Genomic DNA, 16417 nt, shown 5'->3' with positions numbered 1-16417 from the left:
TTGAAAACAAACCGACCAAATGAAATATTCCCCCACGTTTCTGTTTTGGCTTTGTACCTTGTTTGCAATCCATGCGCAGCAATCTAGTGTGCTAGGTACCGTATTGGATAGTCGTGGTAAGAAGCCGTTAAAAGGAGTTCTCATAACTATTGAAGGCACAACGAATACGGTGCAAACCGATTCTGCTGGATGGTTTCGGCTGCATAGCTCGGCTTCCGGAACGCAAATACTTCATTTGGAATTGGCGGATTATGTAATCCAACGCATTCCGGTGGTCGTTGAGGGGGATAGCCTGAATTTGAATTCGATATTTCTTGAAAGGGATTTCCGTTCCGAGCAAGCGGACAATCTCATTACCCTAACGGATTCAGAATTGTTAGACGACGAGCTTAGCTCCATTTCTACCGGACTTTTGCAAGCGACTCGCGATGTGTTTTTGAGTCGATCCGCATTCGATTTTGGACAAGCCTTCTTCAGAGTACGGGGTTATGATTCCCAATATGGACAAGTAAGTATCAATGGCGTGCCAATGAATGCATTTCAAGATGGGAGACCACAATGGAATCACTGGGGCGGACTCAATGATGTAACCAGGAATCAACATTTTACCCAAGGTCTACAGCCTTCCGAATATAATTTTGGTGGAATTCTAGGGAGCACGAACATCGATACACGACCTTCCGGACTGCGACCGGGAACACGATTATCTTCCTCCTTTTCCAATAGAACCTATGCCGGTAGGCTGATGGCAACATATACCGCGAAAGCGAATACAAACCGCCTTTTTTATAGTATTTCAGCATCCCGTAGATGGGCCAAACAAGGGTACATCGATGGTACGCTTTACGATGCGTATTCAATTTTTGGCGCTTTGGAATATCGCTTGAACGCGCAAAACAGCTTCAATTTTACGGGCATATGGGCATCGAATCGAAGGGGACGCTCTTCTGCCCTGACCGAAGAGGTATTTCGCTTGGTAGGAAAACGATATAACCCTTATTGGGGAGAACAAAATGGAAAGATTCGCAATTCGCGGGAACGGAAAATAGAACAACCGTTATGGATGCTGAATCATTTTTATACTTCAAAAAAATTCGGCTTAAACACCGCAATAGTATATCAATTCGGGGTAAACAAAAGAAGTCGGCTAGCCTACTTCAGTGCGCCGAACCCCGACCCCACGTATTATCGCTATTTGCCCAGCTTTTATGTCAATAGCCCCATTGGTGCCAATTTTACAAGTGCACGTACCGCAGAACAAGGTTTTCTAAGCCAACCCCAATTGCACTGGGGTCGAGTGTATTCCGCTAACGAAGAACGTGCGGCCTATCTCCTTCAAGATGATGTTATCGATACCAAAAAAATAGTACTGAACACTATCGGAAATATGAAGATAAGCCCCACTTTGAAGCTTGATGTCGGGGCAACGTATCAACAATTTAAAGCGGAGAACTATGCGAGCATTGTGGATCTCTTAGGGGCACATGCTCATATGGACATCGACGCCTTTTCCAATACGAGAAACGATATCAATGGCGATTTGGAGAAGAAAGAGGGCGACCGATTTGGTTATGATTACGGTACCGCGGCGCTAAAGTTTGAAGCGTTTGCCCAATTGCGCTATTCCAAAAAACGATGGGATTTCTTTTTAGCAACACAATACACTAAAAGCACATACCAACGTAACGGAAGATTTCAAAATCAACGTTTCCCTTCAAATTCATTGGGCAAAAGTGAAAAACTGCGTTTCACTGATGTCGATTTTAAAGGGGGGATGGGCTATAGGCTCAATGGTAGACATTCATTGCTATGGAACGCTGCGCGAGTCTCCAAAGCTCCAGTTTTACAGAATAGCTTCATCAACCCTAGAGAAAACAATCAGGTGGTGCCCCAGCTTAGGAGCGAAAGAATAACGACTTTGGATATCGGGTATTACTTAAGGTTACCGAAACTCACTGGGCGCTTAACAGGTTTTTATTCGCGATTTCAAGATGTAACGGATGTCAACTTCTTTTTTGTGGATGCCGGTTTAGGATCGGATTTTGTACAGGAGGTGATAACGGACATGGATAAATTACATAAAGGAATAGAGGTGGGACTTGAATATCAGGTGTCATCGATGGTGAAACTGTCCGCCGTTGCCGCTATGGCGAGATATAGTTTTGCTAGCGAACCGTTGGTATCCATAAATTTTGATACTGCTGGTGCGGAAGAAAATCATATTAATCAAGAGGGGGTTGTTGATTTGGGGAGGGCTCGCATCAAGGATTACAAACTTGCACAAGGCCCTCAGCAGGCCTATTCGTTCGGTGTCCATTACCGCGACCCTAACTATTGGTGGGTAAGTGCAACTACCAATTACCTAACTGACAATTATGCCAATATTTCAACGATTATAAGAACATCAAGTTTCTATTTGAATCCTGATACAGGAAACCCTTTTCCGGATGCTACGGAGGAAAATGTAGCCAAACTGTTACGTCAAGAACCCTTGGATAGTTTTTACCTTTTGAATCTGGTCGGTGGAAAATCATGGCTCAGAAAAGGGAAATACATCAGCATTTTTGCCAGTATCAACAATCTGTTCGACGCTACTTTTAGAACAGGAGGTTATGAACAAAGTAGAAATGGGAACTTTGGTCAGTTATACCGTGACAGTCTGAGCGGAACCCCTTCTTTTGCCCCGAAATACTGGTATGGCTACGGACGGACCTTTTTCTTGAATCTGGCCTATAGTTTTTAAGAGATGATGAAAAGACCGGAAGAAACCAAACTCTGGATAACACTTTGCTGTATAGGCGTGTTGTTTGGATGCGTAAAAAGTCGTGAATTTGACCCGCCTGAAGGTGTTTGCTTTGCAGACTTGACCTCCAATGCTACGTATTCCGAAGTAAAAAATCGCTATGTCGATGAAACCGTTCAGATACAAGAAGATTTAATTATTGAAGGCTATGTGATATCATCGGACGAAAAAGGAAATTTTTTTAGTGTACTCAACATCCAGAATAACCTTTCAAACCCAACAGAGGGATTCCAAATCGAAATCGATATGCGTGACTCCTATCTATTCTATCCCGTAGGCTCCAAGCTATATATCAAGTTGAAGGGACTGTATCTAGGGAAAAGTAAGGATGTTTTTAAATTGGGTGGTACGTTCACCTCTTTTGGGAATACTTCGGTAGGAAGACTGCCAACTTCGGTAATGGACCAGCATATTTTTGTGGCTTGTAATGACAAGGTTGCTTTAGAGCCTAGGGAATTGACTATTGATGAACTGACCCCAAACCTTACGAATACGTTGGTAAAATTTTCTAAAGTGGAAATTATTGAAGGCGAACTAGGGCAACCTTTCGCGGTGCCCAGGGAGGAAACGACACGTACCTTGGTCGACTGTCAGAAGCATACTATCGAATTGTTGAACAGTGGGTTTTCCGACTTTCAATCAGCTGAGCTGCCAGCGGGAAACGGATCGATTACGGGGGTTTTGCTTCGCGAGAAGAGCGATTTCAAATTGGCCATACGTACCTTGGAAGATATTGATTTTGAACAGATGAGATGTGAAGAAGAAGTAACCACTATCACTACTAAAAACATCATTATTTCGGAATTGGCCGATCCTGAAAATAACCCTAAGGCCCGCTTTATTGAGTTATACAATGCATCAGAGGCCCCAGTACCTTTAAATGGATGGGTATTAAGACGTTATACAAATGACAACAGTACGGTTGGTTCCACCATCGATTTATCGAATGAGCGTATCGAATCACATTCTACCTTGGTTCTTTCCCCAAATTCAGAAGAATTTGAAGCGGTTTATGGTTTTCTTCCCGACATGGAAGTAGGTACGAATACCGCGGCCGATTCCAATGGAGATGATACCATTGAACTTGTAGACCCATTAGGCACCGTTATAGACATCTTTGGTGTCGTGGGCGAGGATGGTAGTGGTACCAGTCATGAGTTTGAAGACGGAAGGGCGTTACGAAACCCCGAAGTGATACGAGGGAATTCCCAATACGACTTGAACGAGTGGACCGTATACAACGATTCGGGAGGCTTTGGCACTATGGAACAACCACAATTAGCCCCTGACGATTTTACGCCCGGACTTAGAAATTAAGCTGTAAAAAACTATAGTTTTGAAAAGTACTCTTGCCAACCAAGAATCGCTGAAGCTCCATTTTTATGGGCTTCATACGAATGGTAAAGCACTTTTTTTTGCATGTCGAGTACGACGGGCCATTTGATATCGTCCCACCCTTGGCCAAGAAGTTTATTGATTCCGGTCTCTACCATCTCAGTGGAGACCGCTCCCATAATACGAACACTGTTATCGGAAGATTTCGAAGAGAGGCCAATGTAATAATCCGCTTTGATTCCTGAAAAAGAACACTTGGGCACCGTAGTGATCTTGATATCGGACAGATCGATGGTAGGTCGCGTTCCTTTAAAGGTAATAGTATTGGTATGGTCAGTTACTTTCATAAGTTGAAGTTACATCTATTCTAGAAGAGAACCATCTGGCTATATGTGCGAATTATCAACTATTTATTAACGATGAAATGTGATAACTTGAATAGAAGTGTAAAAAGTAGTCCATTGTATGCGGAAACACAATGGACCACTACTTGAAATGTACGGCCGATTATTTGGACGGGAAATTGTCGTGAGCCATAACTTCTTCCATTTGTTTTACATGACGTTCCGTATGTCCACTCATGAATAGAATTATTTGCAACCCATCAATGGTAGCAAATGGCAATTTGCCATAATGGTTGCGCAAATCATCCGTGGTCGTATTCACATACGCAATATGTTCTTTCCTTTTTGCCACAAATGCCGATAAGGTTTTTCGTGTGTTCCGAATTTTCCACTGGGCTCAAAGGGTTCGCGCGTTTTCACTTTGGTGTTTCGTACACTGATAAACCCAATCAATTTTTCGTCACCCGTGGTCACGCTATCACGCATTGCCGGATTGGCAGGCTCTTTTAAAGCCCCTTGTAACATGCCGTTGAACATATTTTCCGATATGGCCAAGTGTTCGACACATTCGGCGACCGACCAAGATTCATGCGTTGCCTTGAAATTCAATTGCGTATCGCTAAGACCGTCTACGGTACTGGTAAGTCGGTTCAAGGTTTCCGTCAAGTGGTCAGCAGTCATTTTTCGTTCCCCATCCGAAAGTCCTGATTTACTTATGCCGAAGCCTACTACGGCAAGTAGTGCTAAAGATAAAATGATTTTTTTCATTTGAAAAGTGTTTAGATTTATACTGATTTTTCGTTCTGTGTATATATAAATAACGTTTCGACCTGCCCTGTTTGGACAGTTCCATGAACTATTTTCGAAAAAACTGGAAAATAAGGTGCTGTAGCCTGCGCTACGAGGCTAGGTATGACCATTGTTTTAGTTGTTCTCAGGTCTCATAAACAAAACAGGTGGCCATTTCTGACCACCTGCTGTGCTGAATTAAGGATCTGTTCTTACGATGCTTATGACAAATCGAAACGATCAAGATTCATGACCTTGGTCCAAGCGGCTATAAAATCCTTTATGAATTTACCCTCGGAGTCGTTACTTCCATATACCTCGGCATACGAACGTAATTCCGTATTTGAACCAAAGATGAGATCAGCCCTTGTACCGGTCCATTTGATGTTACCGGACATTCGATCACGACCTGCAAATAAGGTCTCATTATCTGAGGTGTCTTCCCACTTCACGCTTAAATCGAGAAGATTGGTAAAGAAGTCGTTGGTCAAAACCTCGCGACGATCAGTAAATACACCGTGGCGTGATTGATCATAGTTCGTATCGAGAACACGCATTCCCCCAATTAAAACCGTCATTTCCGGTGCGGTAAGCTTCATCAATTGCGCACGATCGACCAACAGCGCCTCGGCAGAGGCTTTATAATCGGAGTTCTTGTAATTTCTAAACCCATCGGCAGCAGGTTCCAGCGCTTCAAAAGAATAGGCGTCGGTCTGTTCTTGCGAAGCATCCGTTCGACCTGCAGTGAAAGGCACTTCAACATCGTGGCCAGCATTTCGGGCGGCTTCTTCAACTCCTGCGCTTCCGCCAAGAACGATTAGATCGGCAAGGGAAACCTTTTTATTTCCTGATTGCCCCTCATTGAATTCGTTCTGGATACCCTCTAGAACGCTCAACACTTTGGAAAGTTCAGCTGGATTGTTCACTTCCCAGTTTTTCTGTGGCTCCAACCGAATTCGTGCGCCATTGGCCCCTCCTCTTTTATCAGAATTTCTATAGGTCGATGCAGAGGCCCATGCGGTGGTCACCAATTGGGAAATTGATAGACCAGATGCCAAGAGTCTCTTTTTTAGCTCGGCAACATCACCGCCGTCTACCAAGTCATGGTCGACCTTCGGTAAAGGGTCTTGCCAAATCAGTTCTTCTTGAGGTACTTCTGCTCCTAAATATCGGGAAATGGGGCCCATATCGCGGTGGGTCAATTTGAACCAAGCACGGGCAAAAGCATCCTCTAGTTCTTCTGGATGCTCATGAAACCGCTGGGAGATTTTCAAATAATCAGGATCTACTTTTAACGCCATATCCGCATCGGTCATCATCAAGTCTTGCGTTTTGGTGGCATCACCGGCACGTGGTGCTTGCTTGGCCGCTGAGGCTGCCGTAGGTCTCCACTGGTTGGCACCGGCAGGGCTCTTTGTAGCTTCCCATTCATATCCTAATAGTACTTTTAAGTAGTCATGGTCCCATTGCGTCGGATTTGGCGTCCATGCACCCTCGATTCCGCTGGTAATAGTGTCATCAAGCACTCCAGTACCAAAAGAATTCTTCCAACCCATACTCTGTTCCGCCATAGTGGCACCTGCAGGTTCCGGACCAACGAATTCATCAGGATTCGCCGCGCCGTGTGCCTTTCCGAAAGTATGACCACCAATAGTCAAGGCGACCGTCTCCTCATCGTTCATCGCCATACGCCCAAAGGTTTCCTTCATCAGTTTTGCTGTTCCCAGCGGGTTCGATTCCCCATTAGGTCCTTCAGGGTTTACATAGATTAAGCCCATGTGAGAAGCACCGAGATTTGCCTCCAATACGTACTCCCCATCGGAAAAACGAGCATCATTGCCCATCCACTCCGTTTCCGAGCCCCAATAAATATCTTCTTCGGGCTGCCAAATATCCTCACGTCCACCAGCAAAACCGAAAGTTTTGAATCCCATGGATTCCAATGCACAGTTTCCAGTCAGGATCATCAAGTCGGCCCAGGAAAGTTTTTTACCGTACTTCTTTTTAATCGGCCAAAGTAACAACCTCGCCTTATCGAGATTGCCGTTGTCAGGCCAACTGTTCAATGGAGCAAATCGCTGCGATCCAGAGCTGGCACCACCACGTCCATCCCCAATGCGATATGTACCTGCACTATGCCAAGCCATACGGATCATGAAAGGACCATAATGTCCATAGTCGGCCGGCCACCAATTTTGTGATGTGGTCAATGCCTCGATAATGTCTTTTTTTACTTCCGCGAGGTCCAAAGATTCGAATTCCTTAGCATAGTCGAAACCCTCTTCCATCGGGTTGGATAATTCCGAATTTTGACGAAGTACATTTAGCCTTAATTGGTTCGGCCACCAATCTTGATTTGTTGTGCCGCCGCCGGCAGCTTGTTTCATCGTCCCTCCTAAATAGGGACATTTGCCTGAATCGTTAATTTCCATGGCATTTCCGTGGGGGTTGTTCTCGTTGTTATCCATCGTATTTACAGTTTTTTGTTTCTTAAGACTATAAAACTACCAAATTGTCGGTTGAAATACATAATCAAAATCTTGTTTTACGTTATTTTAGTATCGATAATATCTATGGAGTCTTTTGAGCTAGGGAAGTAAAGAAAAAGGCACTTCCCCAACGGTTAAACCGGCAAGATTTTATACATTGGATGTATGGAAAAAACAGAAGCTTTTTTTGGTGAAATACGAAAGGGCGATTTGGACGCTATCGCTAAACTCATTGAGGAGACCCCGGGTTTATTAGTGACAAAAGATCAAAGGGGGTCTACCCCCTTGATTTTAGCCTCATATTATGGTCACGAGGAGGTAACTGACTATATAGTGGATAAAGGTGCCGATATCGATGCGCTTGATGGCTCTGGCAATACAGCCCTGATGGGCGTTTGTTTCAAGGGATATACGGCTATTGCCAAAAAATTGATTTCAAGGGGTGCCAACATCAATATCCAAAATGGTATGGGGGCCACGGCATTGATTTATGCCGTCACCTTCAAACAGCCCGAAATTGCAAAATTGCTATTGGAAAATGGAGCGGATACAACCATGAGGGATGGTAGGGGCAACACCGCCTTGGACCATGCAAAATTACAAGGTATGCCCGAACTCATTGATTTGATAGAATCCCACTAAGTCTCTTTGCAATGAAAGAAGAACTGCGCGTCGCACTGGTACAAACTTCCCTTTTCTGGGAGGACCCGGAAAAAAACAGAATTGCATTTTCCGAAAAATTAAAGGAAATCCCTTCGAATACCGATATCATCGTTTTACCGGAAATGTTTATTTCAGGGTTTACAATGTCTCCAGCTAAAATGTCCGAAGAAGAAGGCCCGAGAACCTTGGAATGGATGCAAAAAGTAGCCACAGAGAAGAATATGGCCTTAGTCGGAAGCATGCCTTATCAAGAAAACGGGACCTACTCCAATCGGCTGTTTTTTGTTCAGGCCAATGGGAACTATGCTCAGTATGACAAGCGCCATACGTTCACTTTGGCCGGTGAAGACAAGGTGTATGTCGCTGGACGCGAAAGATTGGTCGTAGATTATAAAGGATTTAGAATCTGCCCTTTAATATGTTATGATTTGCGATTTCCGGTCTGGGCCCGAAATACGGTGGATTACGATGTACTGCTCTATGTTGCCAATTGGCCGACACCGAGAGTCGAGGCATGGGATACCTTGCTCAAGGCGCGCGCTATTGAGAACATGTCCTATTGTATTGGGGTAAACCGAATTGGTGCCGATGACCTGGGGCATCAGTATTCAGGACATTCAGCAGTGTACGACTGCCTCGGTACGCAGTTGATTTTTTCCCAGAAAGAGGAAATTTGTTATGCTACCTTGAGTAAAGCTCATGTAAAAAAAACCAGGGAGAAACTTCGATTCTTGGAAGACCGGGATACGTTCACTCTCGGAGGGTGAATGTCTCTATTTTCTCCCAATTCGCCCGAATCTCTATCTCCTCGGGGTAATACCTTACCTTTTCAGGTTGCAAATTCTTGAGAAAATTACCCGTATCCCATTTGCGATTCGCATTGCGATCTTCTATCACCCGAATCAGATAGGTCGCGGGCTCTAGATTATTGAATTCGAATGGTTGTTCTTCCTCAGCATAGATTTCCAACTGCATTTTCCCATCTCCATCTGTCAGTTGTACAATAATTGGATAGGTAACCGCTCCCTGAACATTTACGGTAAGGTTGCCATAATCGGCAAGGCTTTGTGTGGAAAGCGTATAGGTAAGCGTATCATTGGTTTCCCCAAAAAAGTCGGTTATGGCTCCGGGTAGTAACTCTAAACTGTAATTTTCATTGGGTTCTAAAGGAAAACCGAAATCGACCTTATTACCAATGGTATCCAATTGGGTACGGAGAACGACATCAAGAGAATCTTTGTTGATCATTTTTATTTTGGTAGAGTCTGTAGCCACCAATGGCGTTGTCGCAGAGATATGAAAAGTGTCATTGAAACCGAGCGATCCACGCTGGTTAGGGGTAAGGAGCAAGGAATCAAGCTCTACTTTTCTGCTTTTGACGGTAAAGGTATCGATGACCTTTTGTTTCATATTGGTTACCGTAAATACAAGGGAATCGAATTCAAACGGGGTAAACCAAAAATCGATGCTGTCTTTTTCAGGCTGTTTTCTGAATAAAGTGTTTACCGTATCGGGCATTGCGGTCAGCGGAGTAATCGCTACCGTTTCATCACCTCCGAAATAACCGAAGATAATTCTGTTCTTCGAAGTGAAACTGGGCACCGAAGCAGCATAATTAGGAATTTCCTTAAACAGGGTCAACAAATAGGTAGAGTCCGTCGGTAGTGAGATGGTATCTTTAAGAAACCCGATCTTGTCACTGTTTTGGTCAAAGAGGTTGTTTTTGGAGGCATCCTTTAAGGCAAAAAGGGCGTATTTGCCTTCCTTGAGGTTATTCAACCTAAAAATGACCGTGCTGTCTAAGGTGTTCGTAATGTAGTTCGGTGGCTTTTTAAATATCGTCGAATCGGTGTAAGCAGTGTCGAGCTCATACAACATTACACTGATGAACTCATCGGCTTTTTTATTGAATGCGTCTTTGACTACACCCGAAATCTGCAAAGAATCGATGTAATCACCGGTTGAGAAAACATAGGTTAAAAAGCTACTCGGGTTTCCCTCATTATTGTCTTGTACGCTCTGTCCGAAATTGAAAGTATAGGTCGTGTTTTCCCTTAAGGTATCCTTGATTTTTATTTCGACATATTTAGAGGCCCCACCTTGAGGAGTGATATCTGGGAGGTACTTTAATGGCGGTGACACAATAAGTTGTTCTTGAACATCTTGAAGTTTGATGTATTCGTCAAAGTATAACCTGATTTTCTTTGCCTTGAAGTTGATGGACATGTTTTCTGGTTCGGCCCTCAATAATATGGGAGGATCTATATCTTTTGGCCCCCCGGTCAAGGTGCCTCTTCTTCCACATTGAACCAAAGCAACACCGATGAACATCAAAAACAGTAAGGCGAGAAGTCGTTGAAACATGTAGTACTAATCTAAGTGGACAAAGAAACGATTAATTTGAATAGCTGCGTTTTCCGAACACCGGAATTTAGGGAAATTTCCTTTTTTCATTTTCGATGTAATGCTGGCCGAGTCTAACATGGGTTAAACTATGGCTGTGGGGTTACAATTGAACAAAGATAAAACGAGTGACATACTACTATCGATTTTCGAGTTGGGGCAATCCGCTCATTGAAATTGGGCTACGGTGGCCATACTGGTAATTCGAACTGATACTCCCTCGGTTTGTAACAACGCCTCAGCACACATCTCCATAGTGGCACCACTGGTAATAACATCATCGACCAAGAGAACATTCTTGTTTTTGAGATAACTGGTATCCGCGAGCGCATAGAGCGATGTTTTTCCCTGCCACCGACCGATACGTCCTTTGGTGGTCTGGGTCTTATTATTTGCGGTTTTGAAAAGGATATGGTCAACATAATCCGTATTCAGGTGAAAGGCCAATCGCTCTGCAAACAAGGCCACTTGATTGTATCCTCGTTTTTTCAACTTTCTTTTATGTAAGGGCACCGGTACTACCGCATCGATAACATCAAGGGCTTGATTTTGTTTTAAAAGAGGGCCGTACCAGTCGCCGAGAAAGCGCCCTATGTGTTCTTGATTTTTGTATTTCAAATGATGAATAAGTTGTTTTACAATTCCATTTTCCGTGAAAAATAGGAAAGAACTGGCCTTTTTTACGTTAATTCTACCATAAAAAATACGGTCAATGGGGTTTTCTTCGTTAAAGGAATAATCGGTGAGAGGCAAATCATTTCGACAAACGGTACAGAGGTAATGCTCTCCCCTGATTAAATGGGCATTACATCCAAAACACACCGGGGGTAGTAGCACCCTATTGATGTCATTTAGTATCTTTGTTAGATTGATAATCGACAAGTCCTAGACTTTATATTAACCTACTTAATCTTATTCTCCTAATGGATAATCAAGATACCAAATTTAACTACAAAGTAATCCTTGCAGCGCTATTTGCTGTCATAATCGGCATTTTAATCGCCTTTTATTATAGCTATGCGCAGTCAAAGACGCAAATTGGCTATTTGGAGAAGGAGAAGGAACTTTTAGTGAAGGACCTTACCTTGATGAAAGCCGATGTGGATCGTCTTTCCGCTTTGCAGGAGATGAATGACATCGAGCTACAAGATTCGAAATATCAAATCGATAATCTATTGGATTCGGTTGGAAAACTAAGTTTTACCATCGAAAAACTGAGGGAATTCAAATCAGAGCTTAGTCGGTTGGAAGCAATGAACGACAGTCTGAAGATCAAGAACGATTTTTTGCAGTATAATAATATGCAATTGGCCGATAAGTATGATGAAAGTCAACGAACGATTGAACGCCTTCGACAGGCAAATAGGGCCATAACTGAGGCCGAATCACTCCAGAAAAAGAAGATGCGTGAGCTAAATGAAGAGCTCAAGACCAAGCAATACCTGAAAATCGAGAATGCCAGTGGGAGTGCATACCGACTTCGATCAGGTAAGCTTATTCAGTCAAACAAGGCTTCTACTATTAAAAAACTGAGAGGAACGGTCAATATTGAAGGGGATGCGAATTTGGCGAACCAAGAACGTGTATTGTATTTTCAATTTTTGGGCCCGAATATGGGTATTATCGAAGATAATGCCAATACCATTACCGTAAATGGCAACGTATACAGTAAACGTATCGAACTTGTTTTTAATGGCGAGACCACTCAGGTTTCCGATTTCATTACCTTACCCGAGGGCTCATTGGAAGGCGGTACGTATACGCTCAATGTTTTTGAGGATGAACGTTTGCTTCAGACCGCTGAGTTTCAATTGAAGTAAGGTTTTCTGTTCGGTTTCTGCACTCCTTGTAACATTTTTCACAAAGTATATTTTTTATTCAGACTAGAATCGGAGAATATTCTATTTTTGCCAAATGGCAAAACAGGAAGACGATTTTAAGAAGGTGATTTCACATGCTAAGGAATACGGATACGTGTTTCAATCAAGTGAAATATACGATGGCCTCAGTGCTGTGTACGACTACGGCCAAAACGGTGCCGAACTCAAAAAGAACATACGAGAGTATTGGTGGAAGGCCATGGTGCAACTCAATGATAATATTGTGGGTATCGATGCCGCCATTTTTATGCATCCGACAACTTGGAAGGCTTCAGGGCACGTAGATGCCTTTAATGACCCCCTTATTGACAACAAAGACTCTAAGAAAAGATATCGTGCTGACGTACTGGTCGAAGACCATGTGGCAAAAATCGAGAACAAAATCGAAAAAGAGGTCGCTAAGGCTGCCAAACGATTTGGAGATGCATTCGATAAAGAGCAGTTTCTGGCTACCAACCCAAGGGTGTTGGGGTATCAAGAGCAAGCTACCGGTATTCTAAAGCGATTGGGCAAATCTTTGGAGAACGAGGATTTGGCCGACGTCAAAAAACTGATCGAGGAACTGGACATTGCCTGTCCGATGTCGGGATCCAAAAACTGGACGGATGTCAAACAATTCAATCTGATGTTCGGCACGAAGCTCGGTGCTTCGGCCGAAAGCGCCATGGACCTTTACCTGCGACCGGAAACCGCCCAAGGTATTTTCGTGAACTTTCTCAATGTTCAGAAAACAGGGCGTATGAAGATTCCTTTTGGAATTGCCCAAACCGGAAAGGCTTTTCGAAATGAAATCGTAGCCCGCCAGTTTATTTTCCGTATGCGCGAGTTCGAACAAATGGAGATGCAGTATTTCATCAAACCAGGCACTCAAAAAGAGTGGTACGAACATTGGAAGGAACATCGCATGAAATGGCATTTGTCATTGGGTATGGGCGAGGAGAACTATCGTTTTCACGATCATGAGAAACTGGCGCACTATGCCGATGCCGCTTCCGATATTGAATTTCGCTTTCCTTTCGGATTTAAGGAATTGGAAGGTATTCATTCTCGTACCGACTTCGACCTTTCACAACATGAAGAGTATTCAAGCAAGAAGTTGCAATATTTTGATCCGGAAACCAGGGAGAATTACGTGCCTTACGTTTTAGAAACTTCTATCGGACTCGACCGGATGTTCTTGGCCGTATTCTCCAAATCGCTTCAAGAAGAAGAACTGGAGAACGGAACTTTTAGAACGGTATTGAAATTACCTGCTGTTCTGGCACCGACAAAAGCAGCGGTTTTTCCGTTGGTCAAAAAAGACGGACTCCCCGAAATCGCCAAAGAGATCATCGCGGATCTGAAATGGGACTTTAACGTACTCTACGATGAAAAAGATGCCGTGGGTCGTCGCTATCGCAGGCAAGATGCCAATGGAACACCTTTTTGTATTACCGTCGATCACCAGACGCTAGAGGATCAAACCGTCACCATTCGTCATCGCGATACCATGGAGCAGCAGCGCGTGGCAATCACCGAGTTAAGGAGCATCATCCATGAAGAAGTGGATATGCGGGTATGGTTGCGGAAGATTAAGGGTTAAAAAGAATATCCTATTTTCAGCCCCCCATAATAATTCCGTTCGTCCCCCGGATAAAAATAGCGCGGTTCACGCCCGCCGAAACCTTGGGTATTGATCAGCACCGATTGTGCATATACTTTGTCGAGCACATTGTTGACACCAAAATCGATACCCAACGTGAAATGTTCCGATAGTTTTTTTAAATAGCCCATTCGTGTGTTGAAGACGGTAAACGGGTCACTGTAAAGATCAGCGGCATTGGTCAACGGAATTTCACCCACATGCTGATGGGTAATGTTCCAGTAAAAGTGTTCAAAGAGGCGCATCTGAATACCGGCCGTTCTGCGTTGTTCGGGAACACCCGTGAGTGGGTTTCCCGAAAAATTATCACCTTCATCAATAAATTCCACAAAACTATGATCGGTCAAGGTGTAATTGACAAAAGGTGAAAGTTGAATGTTTTTGGAAATCGTCCAATTATAGCTCATCGCAATTTCCAGTCCGCGGTGTCTCGTTTTGCCTGCATTTTTACCAACGAGCCGATCTTCACTTTCACGTTCCCCGACCAAGAGGTTTTGGATATTCATTTGGTATATGGACAGATTCAATTGAAATCGCTTCTGGTCCAAATACAAATTAGTGCCCAGTTCATAGTTTACCCCGGTTTCTTGGGCAATATCCGGGTTGATTACACCATCAGGGGTTAAGGTTTCCTCTAAGGTTGGATTCGAGAACCCACGACTGACATTAGCATATAACTGATGGTCCTCCGAGAATACATACTCAAGATTCAGACTGGGCAATAGAATGGCCTTGAAATTTCGTTCGGCACTTCTGTTCTCTGTACCCGAGTTCAACAGATCTCGGTAGTCGTAGTCCGTCTTATTGAGGTTGAGGCCCAATTGTGCCGAAAATCGATCCGAAAACGGGAATAACAAAGTACCAAAAGCGTTCCATTGGCTTCTGAATTCTTTGTTCCGGGCAAATTGTTCGCCCTTAAGACTCCCATTACCATCATTGTCCTCCCAAAGGTTTCGGAATTCGTCCCAGTCGTACTCGTCCTTGAAAAGCTCGGCGCCAAAGGAAAAATCAGCCTGTTTCTCTAAGAAATCGAATGTTCCCGAGAAGCGTGTGCGAAAACCAAAACCCTTTGTGATTTCATCCAGTATTCCGAAAGGCCGTGCTTCATCCTTGTCCAGATAGGTATAAAATATGCTCGTGGAATTTTCTAGTTTATCTGTAAACCGATGCGAATAGTTCACCCCTAGAAGGGTATAGTTATTAGCTTCGAAACCTTGCGAGGCACGCCAGGTAAAAGTCGCTTGTTGCGGATCTTCGGCGAAAGCCGTTGCGCCCAAGGAACTTGGAATTTGAGCCGTAAAATCAATGTGATTGATCAACAGGCTGATGTTATCCTTGGCGTTGATTTGATAGGAGGCATTCAACAAAAAACCATCCCGTTCAAAATTACTGTTCTGTCGATAACCGTCCGTTTCCATATGTCCGTATTGAAGGCCCAACCTGAATTTGCCATCGAAATGATTGAAGGAAAGATTGTTCTTTAGGAGACCGAATGAACCTGCCGTCAAATTATTGGAAAAGTTGGTCGACCTACCCAGGGCTTCTTTCGGATTCAAAATCAGGGCTCCCCCTAAATTAGCGCCATATGTGGTGCCCTTAGGACCTTTAATCACTTCAATCTGACTAAGGTTTTCTAAATCGAAGGCTTCAATGGATGAGAAGCCCGAGCCATCGGTTACGGGGATGTCATTGTAATACATCCTTAGTTTATCGGTACCGAATAGGGTGCGTGCCCCTATACCGCGCATGGTGATACGATTAGTGTTCAAGGCTCCTGAAAAGACATAGACCCCAGGAATCTGGTTTAAGGAGTTGACCATGGAAACCGGGCTGTAATTCTGAAAGACCTTTGCCGAAATAACCTCTGATGGAACAATGCCTGCCGCATTTTTCTTCTTTAGGGCGTCGAGCAAGATGACCTCATCTAACTGGGTAATGCTGTCCTTGTCTTTGGGAGTTTGAGCTTGCGTAAGTACGCTGAAAAAAAATATAATCAGAGGTAGTCGCTTCATGCAATTCTAATGAAGCACTAAAATAGGATTTAAAAACGAAATCTAAATTACAACATA

Annotated in this window: 13 protein-coding genes; 6 read left to right on the top strand and 7 right to left on the bottom strand. The window is 43.7% G+C overall.

Annotated features, from left to right (window positions below; translation table 11 throughout):
* The first annotated feature begins 19 nt into the window (after nucleotides 1-19).
* On the top strand, nucleotides 20-2743 hold the full coding sequence (locus tag ACKWCA_RS03800) for a carboxypeptidase-like regulatory domain-containing protein (RefSeq protein WP_413976807.1): 2724 nt from the start codon (nucleotides 20-22) through the stop codon (nucleotides 2741-2743).
* 3 nt (nucleotides 2744-2746) lie between these two features.
* Nucleotides 2747-4120 (top strand): DUF5689 domain-containing protein, encoded by a 1374-nt coding sequence (locus tag ACKWCA_RS03795; protein ID WP_413976806.1) that lies wholly within the window; start codon nucleotides 2747-2749, stop codon nucleotides 4118-4120.
* Nucleotides 4121-4131: 11 nt separating this feature from the next.
* On the opposite strand, the gene ACKWCA_RS03790 is transcribed toward ACKWCA_RS03795, so the two are convergent.
* From ACKWCA_RS03790 to katG, 4 genes are all read right to left on the bottom strand, one after another.
* Complete coding sequence (locus ACKWCA_RS03790; protein WP_413976805.1) at nucleotides 4132-4485, bottom strand: hypothetical protein; 354 nt, start codon at nucleotides 4483-4485, stop codon at nucleotides 4132-4134.
* Between the two features lie 160 nt (nucleotides 4486-4645).
* Nucleotides 4646-4834, bottom strand: a complete 189-nt coding sequence (locus ACKWCA_RS03785) for a hypothetical protein (protein WP_413976804.1) — start codon at nucleotides 4832-4834, stop codon at nucleotides 4646-4648.
* Nucleotides 4801-5250, bottom strand: coding sequence for a DinB family protein (locus tag ACKWCA_RS03780; protein WP_413976803.1), 450 nt, complete (start codon nucleotides 5248-5250; stop codon nucleotides 4801-4803). The genes ACKWCA_RS03785 and ACKWCA_RS03780 overlap by 34 nt, the downstream gene beginning before the upstream one ends.
* Nucleotides 5251-5492: 242 nt before the next feature.
* The gene (katG, locus tag ACKWCA_RS03775; protein WP_413976802.1) at nucleotides 5493-7739 is read right to left on the bottom strand and encodes a catalase/peroxidase HPI; all 2247 of its coding nucleotides are present in this window, start codon (nucleotides 7737-7739) and stop codon (nucleotides 5493-5495) included.
* 186 nt (nucleotides 7740-7925) lie between these two features.
* On the opposite strand from katG, the gene ACKWCA_RS03770 reads away from it, so the two are divergent.
* Entirely contained in the window at nucleotides 7926-8402 is a 477-nt protein-coding gene (locus ACKWCA_RS03770; RefSeq protein WP_413976801.1) for an ankyrin repeat domain-containing protein, read from the top strand.
* A gap of 11 nt (nucleotides 8403-8413) precedes the next feature.
* Nucleotides 8414-9190 (top strand): amidohydrolase, encoded by a 777-nt coding sequence (locus tag ACKWCA_RS03765; protein WP_413976800.1) that lies wholly within the window; start codon nucleotides 8414-8416, stop codon nucleotides 9188-9190.
* On the opposite strand, the gene ACKWCA_RS03760 is transcribed toward ACKWCA_RS03765, so the two are convergent.
* Together ACKWCA_RS03760 and ACKWCA_RS03755 are read right to left on the bottom strand one after the other, a co-directional pair.
* On the bottom strand, nucleotides 9174-10787 hold the full coding sequence (locus tag ACKWCA_RS03760) for an Ig-like domain-containing domain (RefSeq protein ID WP_413976799.1): 1614 nt from the start codon (nucleotides 10785-10787) through the stop codon (nucleotides 9174-9176). The two genes, ACKWCA_RS03765 and ACKWCA_RS03760, sit on opposite strands and share 17 nt — an antisense overlap.
* A 207-nt stretch (nucleotides 10788-10994) precedes the next feature.
* Nucleotides 10995-11708, bottom strand: coding sequence for a ComF family protein (locus tag ACKWCA_RS03755; RefSeq protein WP_413976798.1), 714 nt, complete (start codon nucleotides 11706-11708; stop codon nucleotides 10995-10997).
* 41 nt (nucleotides 11709-11749) lie between these two features.
* Between ACKWCA_RS03755 and ACKWCA_RS03750 the strand changes: the two genes are divergently transcribed.
* Together ACKWCA_RS03750 and ACKWCA_RS03745 are read left to right on the top strand one after the other, a co-directional pair.
* Entirely contained in the window at nucleotides 11750-12646 is an 897-nt protein-coding gene (locus ACKWCA_RS03750; RefSeq protein WP_413976797.1) for a hypothetical protein, read from the top strand.
* Between the two features lie 94 nt (nucleotides 12647-12740).
* A complete protein-coding gene (locus ACKWCA_RS03745) occupies nucleotides 12741-14288 on the top strand; it encodes a glycine--tRNA ligase (RefSeq protein ID WP_413976796.1) in 1548 nt (515 codons plus the stop codon).
* On the opposite strand, the gene ACKWCA_RS03740 is transcribed toward ACKWCA_RS03745, so the two are convergent.
* Nucleotides 14285-16360 (bottom strand): TonB-dependent receptor family protein, encoded by a 2076-nt coding sequence (locus tag ACKWCA_RS03740; RefSeq protein WP_413976795.1) that lies wholly within the window; start codon nucleotides 16358-16360, stop codon nucleotides 14285-14287. The genes ACKWCA_RS03745 and ACKWCA_RS03740 overlap by 4 nt on opposite strands.
* Nucleotides 16361-16417 lie beyond the last annotated feature (57 nt).

The organism is Maribacter corallii (assembly GCF_047345415.1).
Lineage (GTDB): Bacteria > Bacteroidota > Bacteroidia > Flavobacteriales > Flavobacteriaceae > Maribacter_C.
The sequence above is the reverse complement of the archived record's forward strand: the minus strand, read 5'-3'. Positions and strand labels throughout refer to the sequence as shown.

Excerpts from the sequence above, each read along its gene's own strand:
- ACKWCA_RS03790 (WP_413976805.1), bottom strand. The coding sequence starts at position 4,485 with ATGAAAGTAACTGACCATACCAATACTATTACCTTTAAAGGAACGCGA.
- katG (WP_413976802.1), bottom strand. The coding sequence starts at position 7,739 with ATGGATAACAACGAGAACAACCCCCACGGAAATGCCATGGAAATTAAC.
- ACKWCA_RS03770 (WP_413976801.1), top strand. The coding sequence starts at position 7,926 with ATGGAAAAAACAGAAGCTTTTTTTGGTGAAATACGAAAGGGCGATTTG.
- ACKWCA_RS03740 (WP_413976795.1), bottom strand. The coding sequence starts at position 16,360 with ATGAAGCGACTACCTCTGATTATATTTTTTTTCAGCGTACTTACGCAA.
- ACKWCA_RS03765 (WP_413976800.1), top strand. The coding sequence starts at position 8,414 with ATGAAAGAAGAACTGCGCGTCGCACTGGTACAAACTTCCCTTTTCTGG.
- ACKWCA_RS03745 (WP_413976796.1), top strand. The coding sequence starts at position 12,741 with ATGGCAAAACAGGAAGACGATTTTAAGAAGGTGATTTCACATGCTAAG.
- ACKWCA_RS03795 (WP_413976806.1), top strand. The coding sequence starts at position 2,747 with ATGATGAAAAGACCGGAAGAAACCAAACTCTGGATAACACTTTGCTGT.
- ACKWCA_RS03750 (WP_413976797.1), top strand. The coding sequence starts at position 11,750 with ATGGATAATCAAGATACCAAATTTAACTACAAAGTAATCCTTGCAGCG.
- ACKWCA_RS03760 (WP_413976799.1), bottom strand. The coding sequence starts at position 10,787 with ATGTTTCAACGACTTCTCGCCTTACTGTTTTTGATGTTCATCGGTGTT.
- ACKWCA_RS03800 (WP_413976807.1), top strand. The coding sequence starts at position 20 with ATGAAATATTCCCCCACGTTTCTGTTTTGGCTTTGTACCTTGTTTGCA.
- ACKWCA_RS03780 (WP_413976803.1), bottom strand. The coding sequence starts at position 5,250 with ATGAAAAAAATCATTTTATCTTTAGCACTACTTGCCGTAGTAGGCTTC.